This is a genomic window from Pseudomonas citronellolis, assembly GCF_900112375.1.
GTDB lineage: Bacteria > Pseudomonadota > Gammaproteobacteria > Pseudomonadales > Pseudomonadaceae > Pseudomonas > Pseudomonas citronellolis.
In genome coordinates this window covers 107,664-129,627 of sequence record NZ_FOLS01000010.1, presented here as the reverse complement: position 1 = coordinate 129,627, position 21,964 = coordinate 107,664, and the positions used below count along the sequence as shown (strand labels likewise).

Sequence of the window (21,964 nt, the reverse complement as noted above, 5' to 3'; positions counted from 1 at the left end):
AGTGTTTCCTGGAAACGTAGGAGCGGGCCCTGCCCGCGATTCGCGCGCAGGGCGCGCAAGAGAGAACCGACCGAAGTGCGCCAAGGCGCGGGACAGCACAATGAAAAAAGCCGGGCATCTGCCCGGCTTTTTCATGACCGCGGCGCCTTAGTCGAGCATGTCGCTGAAGCGCTCGTCTTTCTTGTACACCAGCGGCTGGGCGAAGCCCGGCACGCTCATTTCCTCGGCGCTGATGCGGATGTCGCGGTCGTCGATCATGTCGTTGCCGAAGTTGTAGATGATGTCGAACTGGCCCTTGAGCGCCTGCTCCTCGTAGCGCTGGGCGGCGGCGCGGGTTTGCTCGCGGCGCGCCTGGTAGGCGTCGAAGACGGCGGCGCCGTGGCGCTTGCGCAGCATCTTCTCGGCCAGGCGCGGGGAGAGCAGCACGCCGGTGGCGTTGTTGCCGCCGAAGCCCTTGGAGTTGATGAAGCAAACGTCCAGGTCGTCGCGGCGGCGGTCCTTGTTGGACAGCGCGATGCGGTCCTTGTGCACGTCGTCGGCGAAGGTCTCGACGGTCTTGATGCCCGGCAGCAGGCCGTACTTGAAGGTGCCCAGGGCGGAGACCAACTGGTCGGCGCTGGCGGTGGCCAGGGAGTGGCCGACGAAGGCCTTGACCGCGGCCACCGGCCAGTCGGCGATGCCGAAGGCCTTGGCCACGCGGTCGAGGATTTCCGACTCGGTGACGCGGTTGGCCGGGGTGCTGGAGCCGTGGGCGTGGACGAAGCTGTGGCGGCGCACGCCTTCCTCGCCGACGATCTGCATGGCGGCGGCCACGGCCTTGGCCATGGTCAGGTAGTTGCCCGGGCCGGGGGCGGAGATGGATTTCTTGAAGCCGTCGGCGTTGATGAAGACGTCGGTCACCGCGCCGTGGATGTCGGCGCCCAGCTCCAGGGCCAGGGCGTCGTCCATCAGCACCACGTACTGGCTGGATTCGGCCAGGGTGAAGCCGCAGTTCTCGCCGAACGGGCGGCTGGCGCGGCGGAAGTCCACGTCCGGACGGCCCTCGATGTTGCGCAGGCCTTCCTCGGTGGCCAGGGCGCTCATGGCCGCGTAGCCCTCGACGATTTCCGAGGTGATCGGCGCTTCGCTGTTGCCCACCACCACGACCCGCGCCTGGCCGGAGGTGATGGCCTCGATGCCTTTCTGCAGGTTGTAGAGGAAGGTGGCGCAGGCGCCGGTGACGCTGCCGGTGAGGCCGACGCTGCCCAGCACGTAGGCGTTGATGAAGTCGGTGGGCATGCTGTTGAAGCCCAGCGGCAGCTGCTTGGCGCTGACGCGGTGGCCTTTCAGGCGCGACTGCAGCAGGCCGCCGAAGCCGTTGTCGTCGAGCTGGCTCATGATGCTGCTGGAGAACACGGCGATTTCGTCGGGCTGCACGCGGTCGACGATGCGCTGCCAGTCGATGCCCACCGAGCGGATCGCATCGGTGGCGCCCACCACGGCCATCTGCAGGCCGCGCGGGTGGAAGCGCGAGGCGTACAGCTCGCCCGGCTCGAAGCCGGTGGGCAGCTGGCCGGCGGACTTCACCGGCATCTCGCGGTAGCTGTCGACCTTGACCTCGACGCTGTCGTGCAGGGTCACGCGCACCTGGTTGTCGGCCAGTTCTTCCACCGACCAGTTGGCCGGCAGCGGCTCGGGCAGTTGCTTGCGCGCGGTGGTGAAGCTCAGCGGCTGGGCGCCGTCGGCTTCCAGGGTGAGGTTCTTGTGCCAGTGCGCGGCATCGACGTCGAAGTACTGCTTCTCGATGCGGCGGATCAGGGTGGAGCCGAGGATCTGCGCGGCATGCCGCCGCTCGATGGCGGCCAGGTCCAGGCGCGCGCCGTCGGCGGCGTCCAGGTAGTGGCCGTCCTCGAACTTCACCAGCTTCATCATCACGGCCAGGCCGGCGAGGGTCTGCTGGCGGGCCTGCTCGTCCAGGGACTCCAGGACGGTACGGCGGAACGCGTGGTGGAAGGAACTGCGACCCGCGGCGTTATACCCACCAAAACCAACGATGACCGGTAGTCGAGACATCTCTCGCAAACTCCTTCATATAGGCCCGTCCTGTGCAGGACCGGATGGCGCGACCAGGGTGCACGCGAGGCGCAGAGAGGCGACATCACGGATCGGGGGCACAAGCCCGGCGGCAGCTCTGTGATTGGAATGCTTATGCTGACGAGGATGATGACTGCCGAGTCACGCTTTTGGCCAGGGATTGACGGCGAAAGGCGACGAACTTGCCAGGAAGGAGGGGGTGGAGCGGATGCGCGAAGGCGCCGGGAGCCAGCGTGGCTCCCGGGCGGGGTTGCAGAACGGACTCAGCGGTACTCGATGCCGGGTTTTTTGGTACTGACGCGGGTGCCGGACTTGCCCTGGGTGATGGCCACGATGTTTTCCAGCGAGCCGATCACCGCGTCCTTGCCGGTGGCGCGGGCGAATTCGGCGGCGGCCTGGACTTTCGGGCCCATGGAGCCGGCGGCGAAGCCGAGGCGTTCCAGTTCGTCCGGGTGGGCCTGGGCGATGGCCTTCTGCGTCGGCTTGCCCCAGTCGATGTAGGCCGCGTCCACGTCGGTGGCGATGATCAGGATGTCGGCGTTCAGCTCCTGGGCCAGCAGCGAGGAGCACAGGTCCTTGTCGATCACCGCTTCGACGCCGGAGAGTTTCTTGCCGGATTCGTCGTACATGGTCGGGATGCCGCCGCCGCCGGCGCAGATGACGATGGTGCCTTTCTCCAGCAGCCATTTCACCGGGCGGATCTCGAAGATGCGCTTGGGCCGCGGGCTGGCCACCACGCGGCGGAACTTGTCGCCGTCCGGGGCGATGCTCCAGCCTTTTTCCTTGGCCAGGGCTTCGGCTTCTTCCTTGGCGTAGACCGGGCCGATCGGCTTGGTCGGATGCTGGAAGGCCGGATCCTTGGCGTCCACCTCGACCTGGGTGAGGATGGTGGCGAAGGGTACTTCGAAGGGCAGCAGGTTGCCCATTTCCTGTTCGATCATGTAGCCGATCATGCCTTCGGTCTCGGCGCCGAGGACGTCCAGCGGGTACGGCGTGACCTTGTCGTAGGCGGCGCCCTGCAGGGCCAGCAGGCCCACTTGCGGGCCGTTGCCGTGGGCGATCACCAGTTCGTTGCCAGGCGCCACTTTGGCGATCTGTTCGGCGGCGATCCTTACGTTTTCACGCTGGTTGGCCGCAGTCATGGGTTCGCCACGACGCAGCAGGGCGTTGCCGCCCAATGCGACGACGATACGCATAGTCATTTCCTCCTGAAGCTGAAGACGCCCCCGGGCCGGCCAGGCCGGGCCCGGGATGCGCATCCGTCGATCACATGTCGGCGAGGGTCGAAACGAGGATCGCCTTGATGGTGTGCATGCGGTTCTCCGCTTGCTCGAAGGCGATGTTGTACGGGGATTCGAAGACGTCTTCGGTGACTTCGATGCCGTTCTTCAGGTTCGGGTACTGGGCGGCGATCTGCTGGCCGACCTTGGTCTCGCTGTTGTGGAAGGCCGGCAGGCAGTGCATGAATTTCACTCGCGGGTTGCCGGCGGCTTTCATGATGTCCATGTTGACCTGGTAGGGCAGCAGTTCCTTGATGCGCTCGCCCCAGGCTTCCACCGGCTCGCCCATGGAGACCCAGACGTCGGTGTGGATGAAGTCCACGCCCTTGACCGCTTCCTTCGGGTCCTCGGTGAGGGTGATGCGGGCGCCGCTTTCCTCGGCGAATTTCTTGCAGGCGGCGACGTGTTCGTCGCTCGGCCACAGCGCTTTCGGCGCGGCGATGCGCACGTCCATGCCGAGCTTGGCGCCGATCAGCAGCAGGGAGTTGCCCATGTTGTTACGGGCGTCGCCCAGGTAGGCGTAGGCGATGTCGTGCAGCGGCTTGTCGCTGTGCTCGCGCATGGTCAGCACGTCGGCCAGCATCTGCGTCGGGTGGTATTCGTCGGTCAGGCCGTTGAACACCGGAACGCCGGCGTACGTCGCCAGTTCCTCGACGATCTCCTGCTTGAAGCCACGGTACTCGATGGCGTCGTACATGCGGCCGAGCACGCGGGCGGTGTCCTTCATGCTCTCCTTGTGGCCGATCTGCGAGGAGTTGGGGTCGATGTAGGTGACGTTGGCGCCCTGGTCATAGGCGGCAACCTCGAAGGCGCAGCGGGTGCGGGTGGAGGTCTTCTCGAAGATCAGGGCGATGTTGTTGCCCTTGAGGTGTTGCTGCTCGGTGCCGGTGTACTTGGCGCGCTTGAGGTCGCGGGACAGGTCGAGCAGGTAGCGCAACTCGCGGGTGCTGTGGTGCATCAGGCTGAGCAGGTTGCGGTTGTGCATGTTGAAAGCCATGTTCTTTCTCCTTGTGGGATGGGATCGGCCTCGTCAGTACAGCTTGTGGCTGGCGGGGCGGGCGGCCCTGGCTGGGGCCGCCGCGTTGAGTAGGGTGGATTCGGGCGATCAGTAGTCGACCGGGTCGCGGATGATCGGGCAGGTCATGCAGTGGCCACCGCCACGGCCGCGGCCGAGCTCGCCGGCGCTGATGGTGATGACTTCCACGCCGGCCTTGCGCAGCAGCGTGTTGGTGTAGGTGTTGCGGTCGTAGCCGATGACCACGCCGGGCTCGACGCAGACCACGTTGTTACCGTCGTCCCACTGCTCGCGCTCGGCGGCGAAGCTGTTGCCGCCGGTCTCGACGATGCGCAGTTTCTTCAGGCCCAGGGCCTCGGCGACCACGCTGATGAAGTCCTTCTCCTCGCGCTGCACGTTGATGCCGTAGGGGCTCTTCTCGTCCGGGCGCAGGGTGAAGGCGACGATTTCCTTGACCACTTCCGGGAAGACGGTGACCAGGTCGCGGTCGCAGAAGCTGAACACGGTGTCCAGGTGCATGGCCGCGCGGGATTTCGGCAGGCCGGCGACTATGACTTTCTCGACCGCGCCCTTGGCGAACAGCGACTGGGCGACCTGGCCGATGGCCTGGCGGGAAGTCCGCTCGCCCATGCCGATCAGCACCACGCCATTGCCGATGGGCATGACGTCGCCGCCTTCGAGGGTGGAGGAGCCGTGGTCCTTGTCCGGGTCGCCGTACCAGACCTCGAATTCGGCGTTGGTGAATTCCGGGTGGAACTTGTAGATGGCGGTGGTCAGCAGGGTTTCCTGGCGACGCGCCGGCCAGTACATCGGGTTCAGCGTCACGCCGCCGTAGATCCAGCAGGTGGTGTCGCGGGTGAACTGGGTGTTGGGCAGCGGCGGCAGCAGGAAGCTGGAGTGGCCCAGGTAGTCGCGGAACATCTTCAGCGGCTTGGAGCCTTCGGTTTCCGGGATGTCGTCGGCGGTCACGCCACCGATGAGGAATTCGGCCAGTCGTCGCGGCTCGAGGCCTTCCAGCCAGGCGCGCAGTTCGTGGGTCAGGCCCAGGCCGACGCTGTCGGCGGTGATCTTGCGATCGAGGATCCATTTCAGCGCTTCGGGGTTCTGGACGGTCTCAGTCAGCAGGTTGTGCATTTCCAGGACGTCGACGCCGCGCTCGCGCATCTTGGTGACGAAATCGAAGTGGTCGCGCTTGGCCTGGTTTACCCAGATTACGTCGTCGAACAGCAACTCGTCGCAGTTGCTAGGGGTCAGGCGTTGGTGGGCAAGACCGGGCGAGCAGACCATCACTTTGCGCAATTTGCCAGCTTCGGAGTGGACGCCAAGTTTGGTTTTTTCCGTGCTCATGAGTGTCTCCAGTGATGTCACAGAGTAAGGAAGCCGTCGTAGAGGCCGTATGCCGCGATCAGTGCACCGATCACGACACCTGCGAAGATGAGCTTCTCGACGTTGGTGAAGATCGGTTGGCCGACTTCACGTTTCGCTTTCGCGAAGAGGATGACGCCTGGTGCGTACAGCAGCGCCGACAGCAGCAGGTATTTCAGGCCGCCGGCATAGATCAGCCAGACGGCGTAGATCACCGAGATGCCCGCGATGATCAGGTCCTTGTTGCGCTCGCTCGCATCCTGCTCGTAGGTCTCGCCGCGCACTGTCAGCAGCAGCGCATAGGCCGCCGACCAGAAGTACGGGATGAGGATCATCGAGGTGGAGAGCAGCAGCATCTTGGTGTACGGGTCCATGCCGCTGGAGTCGCCCGAGGTGAAGAAGACGATGACCAGGAAGACCTGCACGCAGATGTTGGTCAGCCACAGGGCGTTGGCCGGCACCTGGTTGGCGTTCTCCTTGCGCAGGAACTCCGGCATGGTGTGGTCCTTGGCCGCGGCGAACATGATCTCGGCGCACAGCAGCACCCAGGACAGCAGGGCTCCGAGCAGGGAGATCAACAGACCGACGCTGATCAGCACCGCGCCCCAGTGGCCGACCACGTGCTCCAGCACCAGCGCCATCGACGGGTTCTGCAGCTTGGCCAGTTCCGGCTGGGTCATCACGCCCATGGACAGCACGTTCACCAGCACCAGCAGCAGCAGCACGGTGATGAAGCCGATGACCGTGGCCTTGCCGACGTCGCTACGTTTTTCCGCGCGGGAGGAGAAGATGCTCGCGCCCTCGATGCCGATGAACACCCACACGGTGACCAGCATCATGTTGCGCACCTGGTTCATCACGCTGCCCAGGTCGGGATTGCCCAGGCCCCAGATGTCGGTGGTGAAGATGTCCAGCTTGAAGGCGAACAGGCAGATCAGGATGAACAGGAACAGCGGCACTATCTTGGCGATGGTGGTGATGGTGTTGATGAACGCCGCTTCCTTGATCCCGCGCAGCACCAGGAAATGCAGGGCCCACAGCAGCACCGACGCGGCGATGATCGCCGGGATGGTGTCGCCCTTGCCGAAGACCGGGAAGAAGTAGCCCAGGGTGCTGAACAGCAGCATGAAGTAGCCGACGTTGCCCAGCCAGGCGCTGATCCAGTAGCCCCAGGCCGAGGAGAAGCCCATGTAGTCACCGAAACCGGCCTTGGCGTAGGCATACACACCGCCGTCGAGGTTGGGCTTGCGGTTGGCGAGGGTCTGGAAGACGAAGGCCAGGGTCAGCATGCCGACCGCGGTGATGGCCCAACCGATGAGAATGGCGCCGACGTCTGCACTGGCGGCCATGTTTTGCGGGAGAGAGAAGATACCCCCGCCGACCATGGATCCGACGACGAGAGCGGTAAGTGCCCCAAGTCGTAGTTTTTGGCTGCTTTCTTGCGACATTTTCGGAATCTCCCTATAGGAGTTGGAGAGTGTAGTCATTAGGCGCCGACTGTCAGGGAACCCCCCTGACCTATATCAATAGCCTGCTAACAAATGTTTCCAACTGCGCAGCGGTGCCGGTCCGCTTGAATAGGAACGATAGGAGAGGTTTGTCGTTGTCGCCTGATTTAGAGGGGATCCATGTGAAATCTGGATGGCTTTCCGGTGACTTTCGGATTGCCATTGACGGCGTGAATGGATCAGGCCGTTCCGGGGCGTTTCGGAAAAATCTGTCAGAAGTTATTTCGCGACCTGGATGACAGGCAGAAAAAAGCCCGACAGGGTGGTCGGGCTTGCTTCTATATAGGGAGGGTTGCCCGTCCAGGGTCGCTGCACGGGCGGCGCCATCCATGCGGATGTACGCCATGGCCGTTCGGCCGGAGAGACACCGCCGGGCTTGTGGCCCAGTGGGCGCCGTGATCGAACATCACGGCGAGGGAGGTACGCGAGGCACCTGGGCGCTGTACCGCAAGCTCCGTGCCAGGCAAGGGGTGCGACGCAATGCCCCATACCCTCTGGCTTTCAGTCACGCAGGCGCCGCCGGAATCGGCAAGAATCCGCTTATACGTCGGCTTCTTCGGCGGGATTTCCGCCAGGCGCTTCCGGGATCGCTCTTCCCCGTTACTACTTGCTGATGTCGCCTTCCTGCTTTGCCCCGCCGAAAGTGAAGAACTTGTAGATCAGGAAAGTGGCGAAGGCCGGAACGGCCAGGGAGATGGCATGGGCCAGGCCGTCGGCGATGTTCTCCAGGCCCGCCTGGCGGAACAGGTAGCGAAAGCCCAGGGCTGCCACCCAGACCACCGGCATGAAGGCGATGTTGACCAGCAGGAACTCCCTGGCCTGGGCTGCTATGGGACGTGGCGAACCGGGAAAGACGAAGCGTCGGTTGAGCAGGAAGGCAACGCTGATCCCGACCAGGTAGGCCAGGAGCACCGCCAGCGAGTAGTTCAGCTCCTTGCTCAGGGCATAGCGGCTGCACCAGTTTGCCAGCGCCGCGGTGACCCCTACGCCAATGAACGTGAGGAACTGTATGGAGAAGAAGTGCCTGATCATTTCTCCGCCGCCTGCCTGGCCATCTTGCGGCCGAAGTCGATGCTCTCCGAGATGCCGCGATCTTCCGGGTAGTAGTAGGAGGTATCCGCCGCCCACAAACCGCGTACCGGCAACTCCACCGGCGGCAGGTGCTCCAGGTAGCCCGGGTCGCAGATCGGCTGGGCATAGCGGTAGCGGCTGGCGCGCATCTCCAGGAAGTCGGCGTCGGTGAGCTGCGGGTTGATCTTCTGCAGGTAGCGTTTCACCTTGTCGAGGAAAGCCTGGTCCGGCTCCTGGAACTTGGGATGTTCGCCGGGCATGTAGAAGGGGACGTAGACGATATGCTCGTCCAGCGGCCGCAGGTTGCTGTATTCCACCAGGCCGGGGATGTCCATTTCCGGGTCGTTGGTGTTGAGCCAGAAGTTCTCGGTTACCGCCTTGCGCAGCTTGGCGATCACGCAGACCACGGCGATGTTTTTCACCGAGCGGAAGGCGTCGAGTGTCGCTGCCGGCAGATCCGGCATCAGTCGTGGCACATAAGGCAGCGGGATGGTACTGACGACCTTGTCGAAGGTATGCAGCTCGCCACCGGCCTCTACTCCGTTGACCTTGCCGTTCTCGATCACGACCTTGCTTGCCGGCGTGCCCAGGCGGAACTCGCCGCCATGCCGCTGGATGTAGTCGCGCAGGCCATGCAGCAAGGTTTCCGAGCCGCCTTCGAGATAACCCAGCTTCTCCTTGAACAAGTTGTAGCGGGAGCGGCCGATACGGCGGATGCGGCTCCAGATCCAGGCCGCCGAAAGGTTGTCCGAATAGTCGTAGAATTTGTAGTCGAACAGCCGGCGCCAGAGTACCTCATAGGCTTCGGCACCCACCCAGCGCTTGATCCAGCCGGTCGCCTCGACATGATCCAGCGGACGCCAGTCGTTGCGTTTGGTCGACAGGAAGGCATGCAGGCCATAGCGGAACTTGGCGATGAAGCTCAGGCCCGAGAATTTCAGCAGGGCGAACGGGTTGCCCCAGGGCTGCACCTTGCCTCGATACCAATAGCCCATCCTGGTTTCCACCCAGCGCATCCTGTCGGCCAGGCCGAGCTCGTCCAGCACCTTGAGGAAGGCGTGGTCGGAGATGCAATGGAAATGGTAGTAGCGCTCGATCGACAGGCCGCCGAAGTCGAAGTGGGCGGTCATGCCGCCGACCCGATCGTCGGCCTCGAAGATCACCGGGCGGTGGCCATCCCTGACCAGTTGGTAGGCGACGGCCAGGCCCATTGGACCTGCGCCGAGCACGGCGATGCGTTGATTGTCCTTCATCAGAATTCCAGTACGACCTTGCTGTAGGTGGGGTGCTTGAAGGTTTCCTCCACGGCCTTGGCGAAAGGCGTGGGGCGGACCTGGAAGATACCCGGCCAATCGATGACTTCAAACTCGTCGCGGGCCACCAGGGCCTTGAGCTGATCGGCGGTGAAGGGCGGGTTCTTGTCGAACAGGGCCCAGATCTTCAGCAGCACGTAGAACAGCCCGTAGGGAATCTTCAGCAGCAGGCACTTGGCGCCGGTGGTGTTGCGAATGGTACGGATGATGTCGATGTAGTCGATCTCTTCCAGACCGGTGATGTTGTACACCTGGCCGGCGATGCGCGACTCGATGCAACTGACGATGATGCTGCTGAAGTCGCCGGCGTAAAGCGGCTGGCGCATGTAGCGGCCGTCGCCGGGGATCGGGAACACCGGCACCTTCTGCATGAAGCGCGACAGCCAGCCCAGGTGCTTGCGGTCGAACCAGCCGAACATCAGGGTCGGGCGTAGTACTACGCAGTTGATCCCGCTCTCGAGAACGATGCGCTCCTGTTCCTTCTTGGTGTTGGTGTAGTGGTCGTCGGCGACCGACTCCACCACGGAGGAGCTGATGTGCACCGTGTAGGGAATTTCGTAGCGCTTGATCAGCCCGAGGATGCGTTCGGTCGAGGTGATGTTGTTGCGCACGAAGGGCTCGGGGTTCGGGTCGCCGATCTGGGCCTGCAGCATGACCACGGTATCCGCCCCCTCGAAGTGTTTTTCCCAGTCGCCGCTCTCGGCGAGGTCGGCGTACTCGATGGTCAGTTCGGGGTGCAGGCTACGCAGGATGTCCAGGTTGGCCCGGTGCTTGTCGAGAATCACCAGGTTGGTGTAGCCGCGCTCCTTGAGCTGGGCGACCAGGTTCTGGCCGACCAGGCCGGCTCCGCCGGGGAGGAGGATCTTTGGGGTAGTCATGCAGGTTAGTCTCCCAGGCAACTGAGTTGGATATCTCGGATCACGATTTTTCCCTGGTTCTCCGATGGGTCCAAGCGGACGGTATTGTCAGTTTCTCTTCGTTCATAGGCAAACTGGATGGTGGTATCGCCGGCCGGATAGTAACGGCGTAGGGAGTGCTGCTCATCGAAGGCGAAGTCTTTTCCCCAGAACATTTGGACGAAACCATCCTGTTCTCTCCAGGCATTGATGATGACACCGATGTATCTGCTGTCAGTACACGCTGGAATAACGAATCGTATGAGCGGGTCCGAAGAGGTGGGCTGGATGCCAAGGCCCTCTGGCTGGATCGATGCCTGGGCGTTATAGGTATAAGTATTTTCCAGAGGAAGACCGATAGTGCGGCCGGGGTGCGTAGGCGCCTCCGTATATACCGACCAACCTGGGAACGCTCCGGTATTGGGTGCGATGGGTATGTAAAGGGGGGCAGCTATCTTGGCAAGGCGGGTATAGGCAGGCCATTGCAGTTCGCCGCGATCGAGCTTCATGAAGCCCTTCGTACAGATAATCGAGAAGAGCAATAGTGCCAGTAGTCCGAGGACTGGATAGCGGCGCAAGGACAGGAATGCCGAAACTATAAGCAGCGTATAGGGTATGAGGTAGTAACGCGAACCCGCGCCCAAGGGGCTTAGAGTATGGGGTGCCTGCTTCTCCGTCATTATGCCCGCTGCCAGCAGTAGACCGGCGAGGAAAAGGAGTGAGATTTGCAGGGTGATTGCCTGGCGATTTCCTGAGCGCAATTGCTTTGCCGTTGCGGTCAGGAATATAACCCAGATTGCTAGGGCGCAAATACTGCCGGCTCTTGAACTCAAGCCGAAGCTCAGCGATGTCCAGAGTGCTTTCAGCCAGTGTTGATAGTTGGTGTCCAGTACTCTGCCTCCCCCCATCCGGTCACTGTTGATGAGGAAATAAAGTTGGATGCCAGAACAAATCAATAATATCAGGCAGCTACCCAGAGAGGGCATTGCTTTTCGAGCATAGAGGCTTTGGACAAGAAGAACAGGAAGGGCGATAAGGGCGAACGGACCGGTCAGGGCGGCGAGAGCCAATGCCAGGTAAGTCGCAGGACTGGGTTTCGGATTGTTGGGGCCGCAGATATATAAAATGAGTGCTATGCCGATGAACCACTGGGCATTGGTCAAGGTGAAGAGTGTTTCACCACCGCTGGGCTGGAGTAGTACGCAGGCTATCAATAGCAAGCAGGCCATAGGGCCGAATGCCTGCTTTCTGGCGAAGTAGTACAAGGAGAAAGCCGCTGCGGCAACGGCAAGGAACCAGCTAACATTGAAGAACAAGGGGACTGCCGACAGCGGCAGCCAAGTTGCCAGCAGCGCCGTTATCCTGGGATAGAGGTGAAGGTAGCCATTGTAGGGCAGCCATAGGGAGTGGAAGCCAATTGCATTGGCCTGGTTGAGAAACACTGTTCCGTCTTCTGCCCAGAGGCTGGCCAGGATCAGGTTGTGATTACCCACTCGTAGAGCCAGTAGCGCGACCACAAGTGCCCACAGGAACACTTTGATTCCAGAGGTCGTCGCGGGAGAGAGTCTGTTTTCAAAACTCATCCGCTCGCCATTCTGGTTTTCTGTACTTGTCGACATCAATTCTTGATTTCCAGGGGGAAGGCGACCTGCTGGCATTTCTCAATTCCGCTGTTGGTTCGCCGGGCGATACCCAGTACGTAGTCTCCCTGCAGTCCGGAAATGTCGATGTTTGCCTGAAAGCCGACGTCATCCATCTCTGGATGTCCGAAGAAACTCTTAACATCGGTACGAGCCACCTTCTTGTTGAGGAAGAAGAGGGTATTGCCGTGCTTGTCTTCCAGCGTGGTGAAGATCTGTTGCGGAGCCAATCCTTGTTGGCTCGATACGATATTCCAGCCAGCAATCGTCAGTGTCTTGCTTATGGACATTCTTACCTGTGAGGGAGCCTTACCCGCTATCAGGTCCACCGAGGTCTCGCAGGGAGCGAGCCGTACCTCGGACGGTGCGATGGCTAGCGTTTCACTGAAGAAGCTGGCTTTGGGCACCGTAGGGGGCGGCAGTTCCAGTGCATAGAACTGGAGGTCGTATGCGTCTTGCCAGAGGAAGCCTTGCGACACCGGACTGATTGAGAGGCCGGTAACCTGCTTGTGGTCCAGATAGGAGCCTTCCTGGGTACTGAGTGTGAGGAAGTCGAAGGTGTCTTCGACAAGGGGCGACAGTATGAAGCCCGTCTCCCCCATACCAGCAATGAACCTGAAGTCTCGCGTTTCACCATTGTGCAGAGAGACGGTTATTTTCAGCTCGCTGCTTTTCAGCAAAAGAGCCGCCACCTTCCCTGCAAGTGAAGGTTTGAGGATGATTTTTGCGAATACGATCTTTTCCCGAGGAACAGAGGCCCAGGATGCTAACCTGACACGCTGCTCTCCAAGCAGTCGGAGCACCGGTGCTTCATCGGGCCGTTGCTTGTTGCGGACCAACGTCAGCATGTCGCCCTGGAAAGCACTTGGCGAATAAAGTTGCAGCAAGGTCGGCCAGCTGAGGCCGTCTTCGAGGCTAGGGTAGTGCCGGTCTATTGGCTGAACTTTGAAGAAGATGTTATCCGGCGCGTTTTTCCCGCGTAGATGGCGCTCGTTTATTCTCACCAGTTCGGGGGTGTAGACACTGTAACTCTGAAATATAGGACGTGGTGACCACCGATTCCCGGAGGCGAGCAGTTGGCTCTGATCAAACGAGTAGATGTCGGACGTGCCAGGTTTGACCTCGAGAGGAGAGAGGGCGCTGAGCTCCAGCATTCTTGCCTTGTAACCTTCATAGAGTTCGTCAGGCTGGCGCACACGTTCTATGGCGCCTTGAAGGGCTGATAGGTAGGGCATGAGCGTAAAGCTGCGCGCACCCCAAGTGCCAAAGTTGTAGGTCAGGATGGCTGTTACCCCGGCAGTTATGTACCAGAGTTTTTTGTTGGCTACATCGAAGGTGAGGACTAGCGCAATGAGCAAGGCGTCGAATGCTATATGCGCGTGGTCGTACCTGACGAAACCAGCTTTGAAGGAAATGAATAGATAGAGAGCGACAGAGAGGAATGGGAGTGTCTTGTGGGATTGGTTTTTTTTCTCGACAGTAGCTATTGCGATCAATAGGGCTGAGCTACAGGCCAGGTAATAGATTATCTGCGCTTCGGCACCATAACTGGCCATTGAGTTGCTGTAGCCTGAAATAATCGGCATTAAGTTTAGTGTATATTCAATTAGTCCTAACGGCGACTGGCCGGCAGCACTCCAGAAAGCCAAAGCTGCTAACAAGGGCGTCGTGAATATGCCCAGCGCCATTGCATGGTTTCTTTTCAGGATGCTGTAGCCGAGGCAGAGCAAGGTGCTGGCCACACAAAGTGGTAGCAGTGAGCCTTTTATCAAGGGAAGCAAGCCGAGCGTCAGGCAGCAAAAGACGAAAGCAAGACGTTTTCCAGTGCTGTTGGCTTGTGTCACTGAAAGGCACAACAACAGTGGAATGGAGAAAAGCAGGGAGTCTGGGCTGCCACGTAATAAAATCAGCAGCAAAAGTATATGGAGCGTGCGCGCCAAGGGCGCATAGTTGGAAAAGCGCAGAATGATCAGCAGTGACAGCGATACTGCCAGGGCTGCACCGGCTAACAATGTCTGGGTATCGGTCTGTGGGTGATAGACCTTCGTATACAGACTTGAATAAGGGCCGAAGGTAAAGATCAGCTCCTGGCCAAGACTCAGTCGTTCAGCCGTAGCGGCAAGCATGCCGAAGTGCCAGCTTGGATCCTGGCCAAGTACCGGAAAGCTGGGGGTGAAGGGAATGATTGTAAAGGCGACCAATACCAAGGTGAGACAGTAGAATGCTACTTGCAGGGTTCTATTGAGTGAAAAGCTAAGGGGCTTTTCAATTTCGGTATTCCGGCTGATCATGGATATCCCTGTTTCTATTCGTATATTATAAATTGATACGATTGAAAATCGGACGAGGAATACTTTTGATGATCAGCATGATCCCCGCCCAGAACGCCGGGGTATAGATACTGTCCTTCTTCTTCTCCACCGCACGGACGATATCGCCAGCCACCCGCTCCGGAGCCGCCACCAGTGCCTTGGGCAGCGGTAGCCCCTGGGTCATCGGGGTATCGACGAAGCCGGGCTTGATGGTCAGTACGTGTACGCCGACCTTGAACAGGCGCGCGCGCAGCCCTTCGCAGAAGGTGGTGACGGCGGCCTTGGCGGTGCCGTAGAGATAGTTCGAGGGCCGGCCACGGTCGCCGGCGACCGAGGAGATCACCGCAATGCTGCCGCTGCGTTGCTGTTCCAGTCGGTTGGCCAGGCGCGTCAGCAGGGCGATCACGCTCAGCCCGTTGCTGGAGAATTCGCGCAGGGCCAGTTCGACATCCTGCTGGCAGGCCGCCTGGTCGGGCAGGGTGCCGTGGGCGATCAGGCTGATGTCGAGGCTGCCCAGGCTGGCTACGGCGCTGGCCAGCATGGCTTCGTGGGCCTGCAGGTCGTTCATGTCCAGGGCGTAGGTCTGCACCTCGCTGGCGCCACGGGCGCGCAGGTCGTCGGCTACCTGGCCGAGTTTCTCTTCGTTGCGCGCCACCAGGAAGAAACGGGCACGCTCGGAGGCCCATTGGCGAGCGCAGGCTGTGGCGATGGCGGAACTGGCGCCGACGATCAGGATATTCTTCATGCTTGGGTCACGCGTTTCCAGAAGAGGGAGAGAAGGGCCGGGTCGCGCAGTGCTTCGACTTGCTGCCAGGCGGGATAGAAGGCGCGGAAATCGTCACCGGACATGTGCGCATCCTTCGCGGGGTAGAGGCGACCGCCCGCTGCCCTGACGATCTGGTCGAGGCGACCGAACAACCCCGATTCCAGGCGCTGGTGCTGGGGAAAGTCCAGGGCCAGGGACACCCCCGGCATCGGGAAGGACATCAGGCCCGGGGAGGGCACGTCGCCGCAGCGCTTCATCACCGCCAGGAAGGAGCCGCTGCCGCTGGCCGCGATGCTGGCCAGTATGTCCGCCATGGCGGATTCGGCGGCAGCCTCCGGAATGACGCACTGGTACTGCTGGAAACCCTTGCGTCCGTAGATGCGATTCCAGTGCAGGATACTGTCCAGCGGGTAGAAGAACGGGTCATAGCTGCCCTGCGCTGCGTGTCGCCCAGGCTTGTGCAGATGGAAATAGGCGTTGTTGAACAGGTTCAGGCTGAGCTTGTTCATCAGGGTGACCGGCGGCGTCAAGGGCACGCTCAGGCGGGGTCGTCCATCGACTTCCCGGGCGCCTTCCCGGGCGTGGTTACCCACCGAAAACACGCCGCGCCCGGCGGAGTGGCCCCTGGCCAGGCAATCTATCCAGGCCACGGTGTACTCGTGGGTCTTGTCGAACTCTTCGGACAGGCTGAAGAACTCGCCCAGGGAGTCGAAGCGCACGGTGACGCTGTCGATGCGGCTGGAGGCGATCGGCATCAGCTGCAACTCGACCCAGGCGATGACGCCGGTCAGGCCGAGGCCGCCGATGCTGGCGCGGAACAGCTCGGGGTTTTCCGTGGTGCTGCATTCCAGCGGGGCGGCCTGGTCCGAGCGGAGCAAGGCGAAGCGGCGCACGTGGCGGCCAAAGGTCCCGCGGACGTGGTGGTTCTTGCCGTGCACGTCGTTGGCTAGCGCGCCACCGAGGGTCACGAACTTGGTGCCGGGGGTGACCGGCAGGAACCAGCCGCGGGGGATGGCGACCGCCAGCAGCTCGGCCAGGGTCACCCCTGCCTCCGCCCGCACCAGGCCCTGCTCCCAGTCGGCTGCCAGCAACCGGTCCAGTTGGCGTGTCTGCAGCAGTTCGCCACTGGCTGCCAGGCAACTGTCGCCGTAGCTGCGGCCATTGCCATAGGGCAATGTTCCTTTGGCTGCCAGACGCTGGAATAGCGGCGGCAGTTCATCACGCCAGGCGCAGGGGTGCAGTTCCTGGGGGGCGTAAGGGTAGCGTCCCCAGGACGCCAGGTGGCGGGCCATCAGGCGGCCACCCAGAAGATCACTGCGAAGCACGCGCCGATGAGTAGACTGGTGCGATCCTTGATGGCGAAGACCACAGGGTCGTCGTGCATCAGCCCACGGTGGGTCAGCATCCAGATCCGGGTGATCCAGTAGAGCAGCAGCGGGCAGGCCAGCCAGATCAGCTGTGGATAGTGGTACATCGCCGCCGTGCTGCCATCCTGGATGTAGAGCGCCAGCACCATCACCGACAGGTAGCCCGACGAGGCTCCCAGCGAGGAAACCATCTCCAGGTCATCGGGGTAATAGCCGCGCCCGCGGGTCTTCTGGTTCTTGCCCTTCATCCGGGCATCGCGCAACTCGGCGTAGCGCTTGACCAGCGCCAGGCTGAGGAAGATGAACATCGAGAATGCCAGCATCCAGAAGGTCAGCTTCACCTCGAAAGCAAAGGTGCCGGCAATGATGCGCGAGGTATAGAGCATCGCCAGGACCAGCACATCCACCGCCATTCGGCGTTTCAGCCAGAAGGAGTAGGCCAGTGTCAGCAGGTAGTAGGCCAGAAGCGCGAGGCTGAATTTCCACGGCAACAGCAGCAGGGCGCCGCTGAATCCGGCCAGCAATAGTAGCGGGAACGCGAGCAGGCCGCTCTTGATCGACAACGCGCCACTGGCGAACGGCCGGCGGAATTTGCTCGCGTGGTGACGGTCGTCCTCCAGGTCCAGCAGGTCGTTCAGCACGTAGACGCTCGATGCGCACAGACCGAAGAACAGGAATGCCAGCAACCCATTGAGCAGCAAGTGGGTTTCCAGCAGGCGATGGCTGGCCAGCAAGGGCACGAAAATCAGGGCGTTCTTCGCCCATTGGTGCATGCGCAAGGCTTTGATCCAGGTGCGGGCGACCTGCACCTCATGCTTGAGCTCTTCCTCGACGTTGCCATGGCTGTGAGCGCGCTGGCTGATCTTGCCGCTGGAGTTCACCACATAGGCGCGTCGGGCAGCCTGCCAGACGGGCAGGTCATCACTGGAGTTGCCGGCGTAATCAAAGCCCTGCATGCCGAATTCGGCGACCAAAGCGTCACGTTTGCGGTGGGCCGAGAGGTTGATGTGCTCGTCGGTCGCCAGGACCTGGTCGAACAGGCCGAGGTGTTCGGCGATCTGCTCGGCATAGCTACGATGGCTGGCCGTTGCCAGGACGATGCGATGGCCTTCTTCCTTCTTGCGTTGGATCAGTTCGATGACCGCCTTGTTGTAAGGCAGTACCGAGACGTCCACTGGCGCTACGCCGGCCAGGCGGCTTTTCAGGTTCGCCTTGCCACCGGCCAGCCAGCGTAGAGGCGACAACGCCTTCAGAGGATGGCGCTTGAGAAAGCTCAGGCCGGATTCGAGCAGTAGGTCGCTGTGGATAAGAGTGCCATCAAGATCGACGACCAAGGGGGCTGACACGTACTACTACCTCGATAAGTCCATGAGAAGAGTCCATTGAGCAAAAATGCTTTTACGTTCTTGTAAATCTGCAAGCGCGGATACTAGCTGCTGAGCTGGCGTAGAAAAAGCCGATAACTGACAGAGGGCTCTCAATCGTCTCCTGACGTACCCTCAGGCTGGTTGAACAGCAGCCCATGCTTGCGCAACTTGTCGTGCAGGGTCTTGCGCGGCACACCCAGCGTCTCGGCCAGGCTGCGTAGCGAGCTGTGCTGGTTGGCCATCTCGGCGGCGATCAGCGCGCGTTCGAAGGCCTCTACCTGTTCGTTCAGCGAGCCACCGACCGCCTGGGCGGGGGCGTTGGCCTGGTATTCGTCCAGGCCAAGGTCCAGGCCCAGGGCGAAGCGTTCGGCGACGTTCTGCAGCTCGCGCACATTGCCCGGCCAGCTGTGCCCCAGCAGTTGCGCGCGTTGCGCGGGGGAAAGGGTGCGGGCCGCAATGCCGTGGCGTTGCGCGGCGCGCTCGGCGAAGTGCTGGAACAGCAGCAGGATGTCTTCACCACGCTCGCGCAGCGGCGGAATGCGCAGGCTGGCGACGTTCAGGCGGTAATAGAGGTCGGCGCGGAAACGTCCGTCGTCGGCGGCCAGGCGCAGGTCTTCCTTGGTCGCGGCGATGATGCGGATGTCCAGCGGGATCAACTGGTTCGAGCCCAGGCGCTCGACCACCCGTTCCTGCAGCAGGCGCAGCAGCTTGACCTGGACGTCCAGGCTCATGCTCTCGATCTCGTCGAGGAACAGGGTGCCGCCGTTGGCGAACTCGAATTTGCCGATGCGGCGCTTCTGCGCACCGGTGAACGCACCCTGCTCGTGGCCGAACAGCTCGCTTTCCACCACCGACTCGGCCAGGGCGCCGGCGTTGATGGCGACGAAGGGGCCGTTGCGTCGGTTGGACAGGTCGTGCAGCGCACGGGCCACCACTTCCTTGCCGGAGCCGGTCTCGCCGAGGATCAGCACGTCGGCCTGCAGCCCGGCCAGAGCCGCCACCTGCTCCTGCAGGCGCTGCATGCCGGCCGACTGGCCGACCAGGCGCCCTTTCACTTCCTTGCGCTCGGCCAGGGCCATGCGCAGGCTGCGGTTCTCCAGCACCAGGCGACGCACCTCCAGGGCACGGCGCACGCTGTCGAGCAGGGCGTCGCTGGGGAAGGGCTTCTCGAGGAAGTCATAGGCGCCGGCGCGCATGGCCTTGACCGCCAGGGGCACGTCACCATGCCCGGTGATCAGGATCACCGGCAACTCCGGGTCCTGGGCATGCAACTGTTCCAGCAACTGCAGGCCGTCGACGCCAGGCATGCGGATATCGCTCACCACCACGCCTGGCCAGTCGCGCGCGAGGCTGGCGTCCAGTTCCCGGGCATCGCCCAGGCTGGTGGCGCGGAAGCCGGCGAGGTCGAGGGTCTGGCCCAGTGCCTGGCGCAGGTGGGGGTCATCGTCGATCAGCAGGACCTGGGTATCGGCGGCGAATGCGGCACTGCTCATGCGCGGGTTTCCTCCTGGGGCGTCGGCATCACGCCGGGGACTCCCGGCAACAGGTGCAATTGTACGAGAGCGCCGCCCTCGGGGTGATTGCCCAGTTCCAGGCGGCCGCCGAGGGCGCGTAGCAGGGTGTCGCAGATGGCCAGGCCAAGGCCCAGGCCCTTGGCGCTGGTCTTGGTGGTGAAGAAGGGTTCGCGGGCGTGGGCCAGGGCTTGTTCCGAGAAGCCCGGGCCGTTGTCGCGCAGGTACAGGACGATGCCGTCCGGCTTCTGCTCGGCCGTGAGCCAGAGGCGCCGCGGCGGGGCTTTCTCGCTTAGGGCGTCGAGTGCGTTGGAGAGCAGGTTGGCGAGGATCTGTCGCAGGCGCGTTTCGCCGGCCTGCACCCAGATCGGCGCGTCGGGCAGGTCACGCTGCAACTCGACGTTCATCGCCTGGCGCCGGCTGGCCACCAGGGCCAGGGCATCGTTGATCGCCGGTTGCAGGGCTACGTTCTCCGGCGCACGCCGCGCACCGCGGGCATAGGCCTTGAGATGGGCGATGATCGAGGCCATGCGCTCGGTCAGCGAGCTGATCTGATCGAGATTGCCGCGGGCGTCGTCGAGGCGCTGGTGGTCGAGCAGCACCCGGGCATTGTCGGCGTAGCTGCGGATGGCGGCGAGCGGCTGGTTGAGCTCGTGGCTGATACTCGCCGACATAGTGCCCAGGGCAGTCAGTTTGCCGGCCTGGACCACTTCGTCCTGGGCGTGCATCAACTCGCGTTGAGCCTGCTCGCGGTCGTGTACCTCCTGCTGCAGACGGGCGTTGGCATCTTCCAGTTCCTGGGTGCGCTCCAGTACGCGCATCTCCAGCTGGCGCTTGGCCTGGGCCTCCAGGGCGATGCGCTCGAGATAGTGACGGCGGCTGATGCTCAGCAGGGCGAGCAACAGCAGCAGGGTCATGAGGGTTGCGCCGCCTATCAGCAGCACGCTGCGTACTGGCCTGTCGATCTGCGCCTTCGGCGTGTAGATGCTCACCGTCCAGCCGGTTTCCGGAAGTTCGCGGCTGAGGCTGATCCAGCGTTTCTCATCGATTCGCAGCGGCTTGGGATCGAGCACCGGATAGGGAATGTTCTCGGCGATCTCACGCCGCTTGGCTGGCGACAGCGGACGGCTGGCATGGAAACGCCAGGCGCTGTTGGAGGAAAGGATGACCACGCCATTGCTGTCGGTGACCAGCAGTTGCTCCGGGGTATTGCCCCAGAGCTGTTCCATGTGTTCCAGGTCCAGCTTGACCACCAGCACGCCCAGCAATCTGTCGGGATCCCGGACTTCGCTGGCGAAGTAGTAGCCGCGCCGGTTGGAGGTGGTGCCGAGGCCGAAGAAGCGCGCCGGTTTACCCTGGATCGCGTCCTTGTAATAAGGGCGGAAGGCGAAGTTGCGGCCGACGAAGCTGTCCGGCTGGTCCCAGTTGGAGGCGGCCTGGGTCTGCCCGTCGGGGCGCATCAGGTAGATGACGTCGGCACCGGTGCGTTGGCGGATCTCCGCCAGGCGAGTGTTTGCTGTGTCTCTCGTTTCCAGGTCTTCGGTCTGCCGCAGGGTGGCCCGTAGCGCCGGCAGCTCGCTGAGGATCGGCGGCAGGTCCTCGTAGCGACGCAGCGTGCCGAGCAGGTTGCCGACGTAGAGGTCTAGGGTCTGCTGGTTCTGCTCGGCGAGTTGCTCGCTGTAGTAGCGCTCGGCGAAGTGATGGAGCAACCAAAGCAATGGCCACAGCAGCACCAGGAACGCCAGGGCATAGCGCCACTGGGCCGGAGGCGGGAGCCGAGTAGAGCGTGCCACCTGCGGTTCACTCAGGGGAAGGAGGACAGGCGGCTGCTCGCCAGCGCCAGTTCCAGTAGGCGGAAGAGCGATTCCTCGGCCGGCAGCTCATGGGTGTCGAGTACCAGTTCAGGCGCCTCCGGGGGTTCATAGGGGGAAGAAATACCCGTGAACTCCTGGATGTCGCCGCTGCGCGCCTTGAGGTACAGGCCTTTTGGATCGCGCGATTCGCAGACGGCCAGGGGCGTACTCACGTGGACTTCCTGGAAACTGTGCTCGCCGATGATCTGCCGGGCCATGGCGCGGTCTTCGCGGTAGGGCGAGATGAAAGCGGTGATCACGATCAGCCCCGCATCGTTCATCAGGCGGGCCACTTCGGCGATGCGCCGGATGTTCTCGGCGCGGTCGGCAGGCGTGAAGCCCAGGTTGCGATTCAGCCCGTGACGGACGTTATCACCGTCCAGCACGTAGCAGAGCCGGCCCTGTTCGATCAAGGCATGCTCCAGGGCGAAGGCCAGCGTCGATTTGCCCGCCCCGCTCAGCCCGGTGAGCCAGAGGGTACAGGGACGTTGGCCAAGCAGGTGCTGGCGTCGTTGTGGCGATATGTTGCCCTGCTGCCAAACGATGTTTGCCTTGCTGAATGACACCATTGTTCAATCCCTCCGCAGGTCCTTCGATTTTTCGTTCTTGTTCTGGCAGGCGCCGACT

At 62.2% G+C, this 21,964-nt stretch carries 16 protein-coding genes; all 16 read right to left on the bottom strand.

From position 1 onward, the window contains the following. Positions 1-147: 147 nt before the first annotated feature. Positions 148-2,052 carry a beta-ketoacyl synthase gene (locus BM060_RS11775; protein WP_074980314.1) on the bottom strand — a complete coding sequence of 635 codons (1,905 nt, stop codon included), beginning with the start codon at positions 2,050-2,052 and terminating at the stop codon, positions 148-150. 284 nt (positions 2,053-2,336) lie between these two features. After that, positions 2,337-3,269: a carbamate kinase gene (gene arcC / locus BM060_RS11770; RefSeq protein ID WP_074980313.1), complete on the bottom strand. Its 933-nt coding sequence runs from the start codon at positions 3,267-3,269 to the stop codon at positions 2,337-2,339. 70 nt (positions 3,270-3,339) lie between these two features. Then, positions 3,340-4,350, bottom strand: a complete 1,011-nt coding sequence (locus tag BM060_RS11765; RefSeq protein WP_074980312.1) for an ornithine carbamoyltransferase — start codon at positions 4,348-4,350, stop codon at positions 3,340-3,342. A 108-nt stretch (positions 4,351-4,458) separates the two neighbouring features. Then, positions 4,459-5,715, bottom strand: a complete 1,257-nt coding sequence (arcA, locus tag BM060_RS11760; protein WP_074980311.1) for an arginine deiminase — start codon at positions 5,713-5,715, stop codon at positions 4,459-4,461. A 17-nt stretch (positions 5,716-5,732) separates the two neighbouring features. Beyond that, positions 5,733-7,181 (bottom strand): arginine-ornithine antiporter, encoded by a 1,449-nt coding sequence (arcD, locus tag BM060_RS11755; protein ID WP_074980310.1) that lies wholly within the window; start codon positions 7,179-7,181, stop codon positions 5,733-5,735. A gap of 663 nt (positions 7,182-7,844) precedes the next feature. Then, a complete protein-coding gene (locus BM060_RS11750) occupies positions 7,845-8,273 on the bottom strand; it encodes a GtrA family protein (protein WP_074980309.1) in 429 nt (142 codons plus the stop codon). Continuing rightward, on the bottom strand, positions 8,270-9,565 hold the full coding sequence (locus tag BM060_RS11745) for an NAD(P)/FAD-dependent oxidoreductase (RefSeq protein ID WP_074980308.1): 1,296 nt from the start codon (positions 9,563-9,565) through the stop codon (positions 8,270-8,272). The genes BM060_RS11750 and BM060_RS11745 overlap by 4 nt, the downstream gene beginning before the upstream one ends. Then, positions 9,565-10,503, bottom strand: coding sequence for an NAD-dependent epimerase/dehydratase family protein (locus BM060_RS11740; protein WP_074980307.1), 939 nt, complete (start codon positions 10,501-10,503; stop codon positions 9,565-9,567). Before BM060_RS11740 ends, BM060_RS11745 begins: the two co-directional genes overlap by 1 nt. A gap of 5 nt (positions 10,504-10,508) precedes the next feature. Beyond that, positions 10,509-12,179: a hypothetical protein gene (locus BM060_RS32335; protein ID WP_135500008.1), complete on the bottom strand. Its 1,671-nt coding sequence runs from the start codon at positions 12,177-12,179 to the stop codon at positions 10,509-10,511. Beyond that, complete coding sequence (locus BM060_RS11730; RefSeq protein WP_135500009.1) at positions 12,140-14,452, bottom strand: hypothetical protein; 2,313 nt, start codon at positions 14,450-14,452, stop codon at positions 12,140-12,142. The genes BM060_RS32335 and BM060_RS11730 overlap by 40 nt, the downstream gene beginning before the upstream one ends. 25 nt (positions 14,453-14,477) lie before the next feature. After that, positions 14,478-15,218 carry an SDR family oxidoreductase gene (locus BM060_RS11725; protein ID WP_074980304.1) on the bottom strand — a complete coding sequence of 247 codons (741 nt, stop codon included), beginning with the start codon at positions 15,216-15,218 and terminating at the stop codon, positions 14,478-14,480. Continuing rightward, positions 15,215-16,531: an FAD-binding oxidoreductase gene (locus tag BM060_RS11720; protein ID WP_074980303.1), complete on the bottom strand. Its 1,317-nt coding sequence runs from the start codon at positions 16,529-16,531 to the stop codon at positions 15,215-15,217. Before BM060_RS11720 ends, BM060_RS11725 begins: the two co-directional genes overlap by 4 nt. After that, positions 16,531-17,952, bottom strand: a complete 1,422-nt coding sequence (locus BM060_RS11715) for a UbiA family prenyltransferase (RefSeq protein ID WP_074980302.1) — start codon at positions 17,950-17,952, stop codon at positions 16,531-16,533. Before BM060_RS11715 ends, BM060_RS11720 begins: the two co-directional genes overlap by 1 nt. Positions 17,953-18,083: 131 nt before the next feature. Then, positions 18,084-19,466 (bottom strand): sigma-54-dependent transcriptional regulator, encoded by a 1,383-nt coding sequence (locus BM060_RS11710; protein ID WP_074980301.1) that lies wholly within the window; start codon positions 19,464-19,466, stop codon positions 18,084-18,086. Next, complete coding sequence (locus BM060_RS11705) at positions 19,463-21,229, bottom strand: sensor histidine kinase (protein ID WP_135500014.1); 1,767 nt, start codon at positions 21,227-21,229, stop codon at positions 19,463-19,465. Before BM060_RS11705 ends, BM060_RS11710 begins: the two co-directional genes overlap by 4 nt. A gap of 59 nt (positions 21,230-21,288) precedes the next feature. Then, positions 21,289-21,906: an adenylyl-sulfate kinase gene (gene cysC, locus BM060_RS11700; RefSeq protein ID WP_074980299.1), complete on the bottom strand. Its 618-nt coding sequence runs from the start codon at positions 21,904-21,906 to the stop codon at positions 21,289-21,291. Between the last annotated feature and the right edge of the window lie 58 nt (positions 21,907-21,964).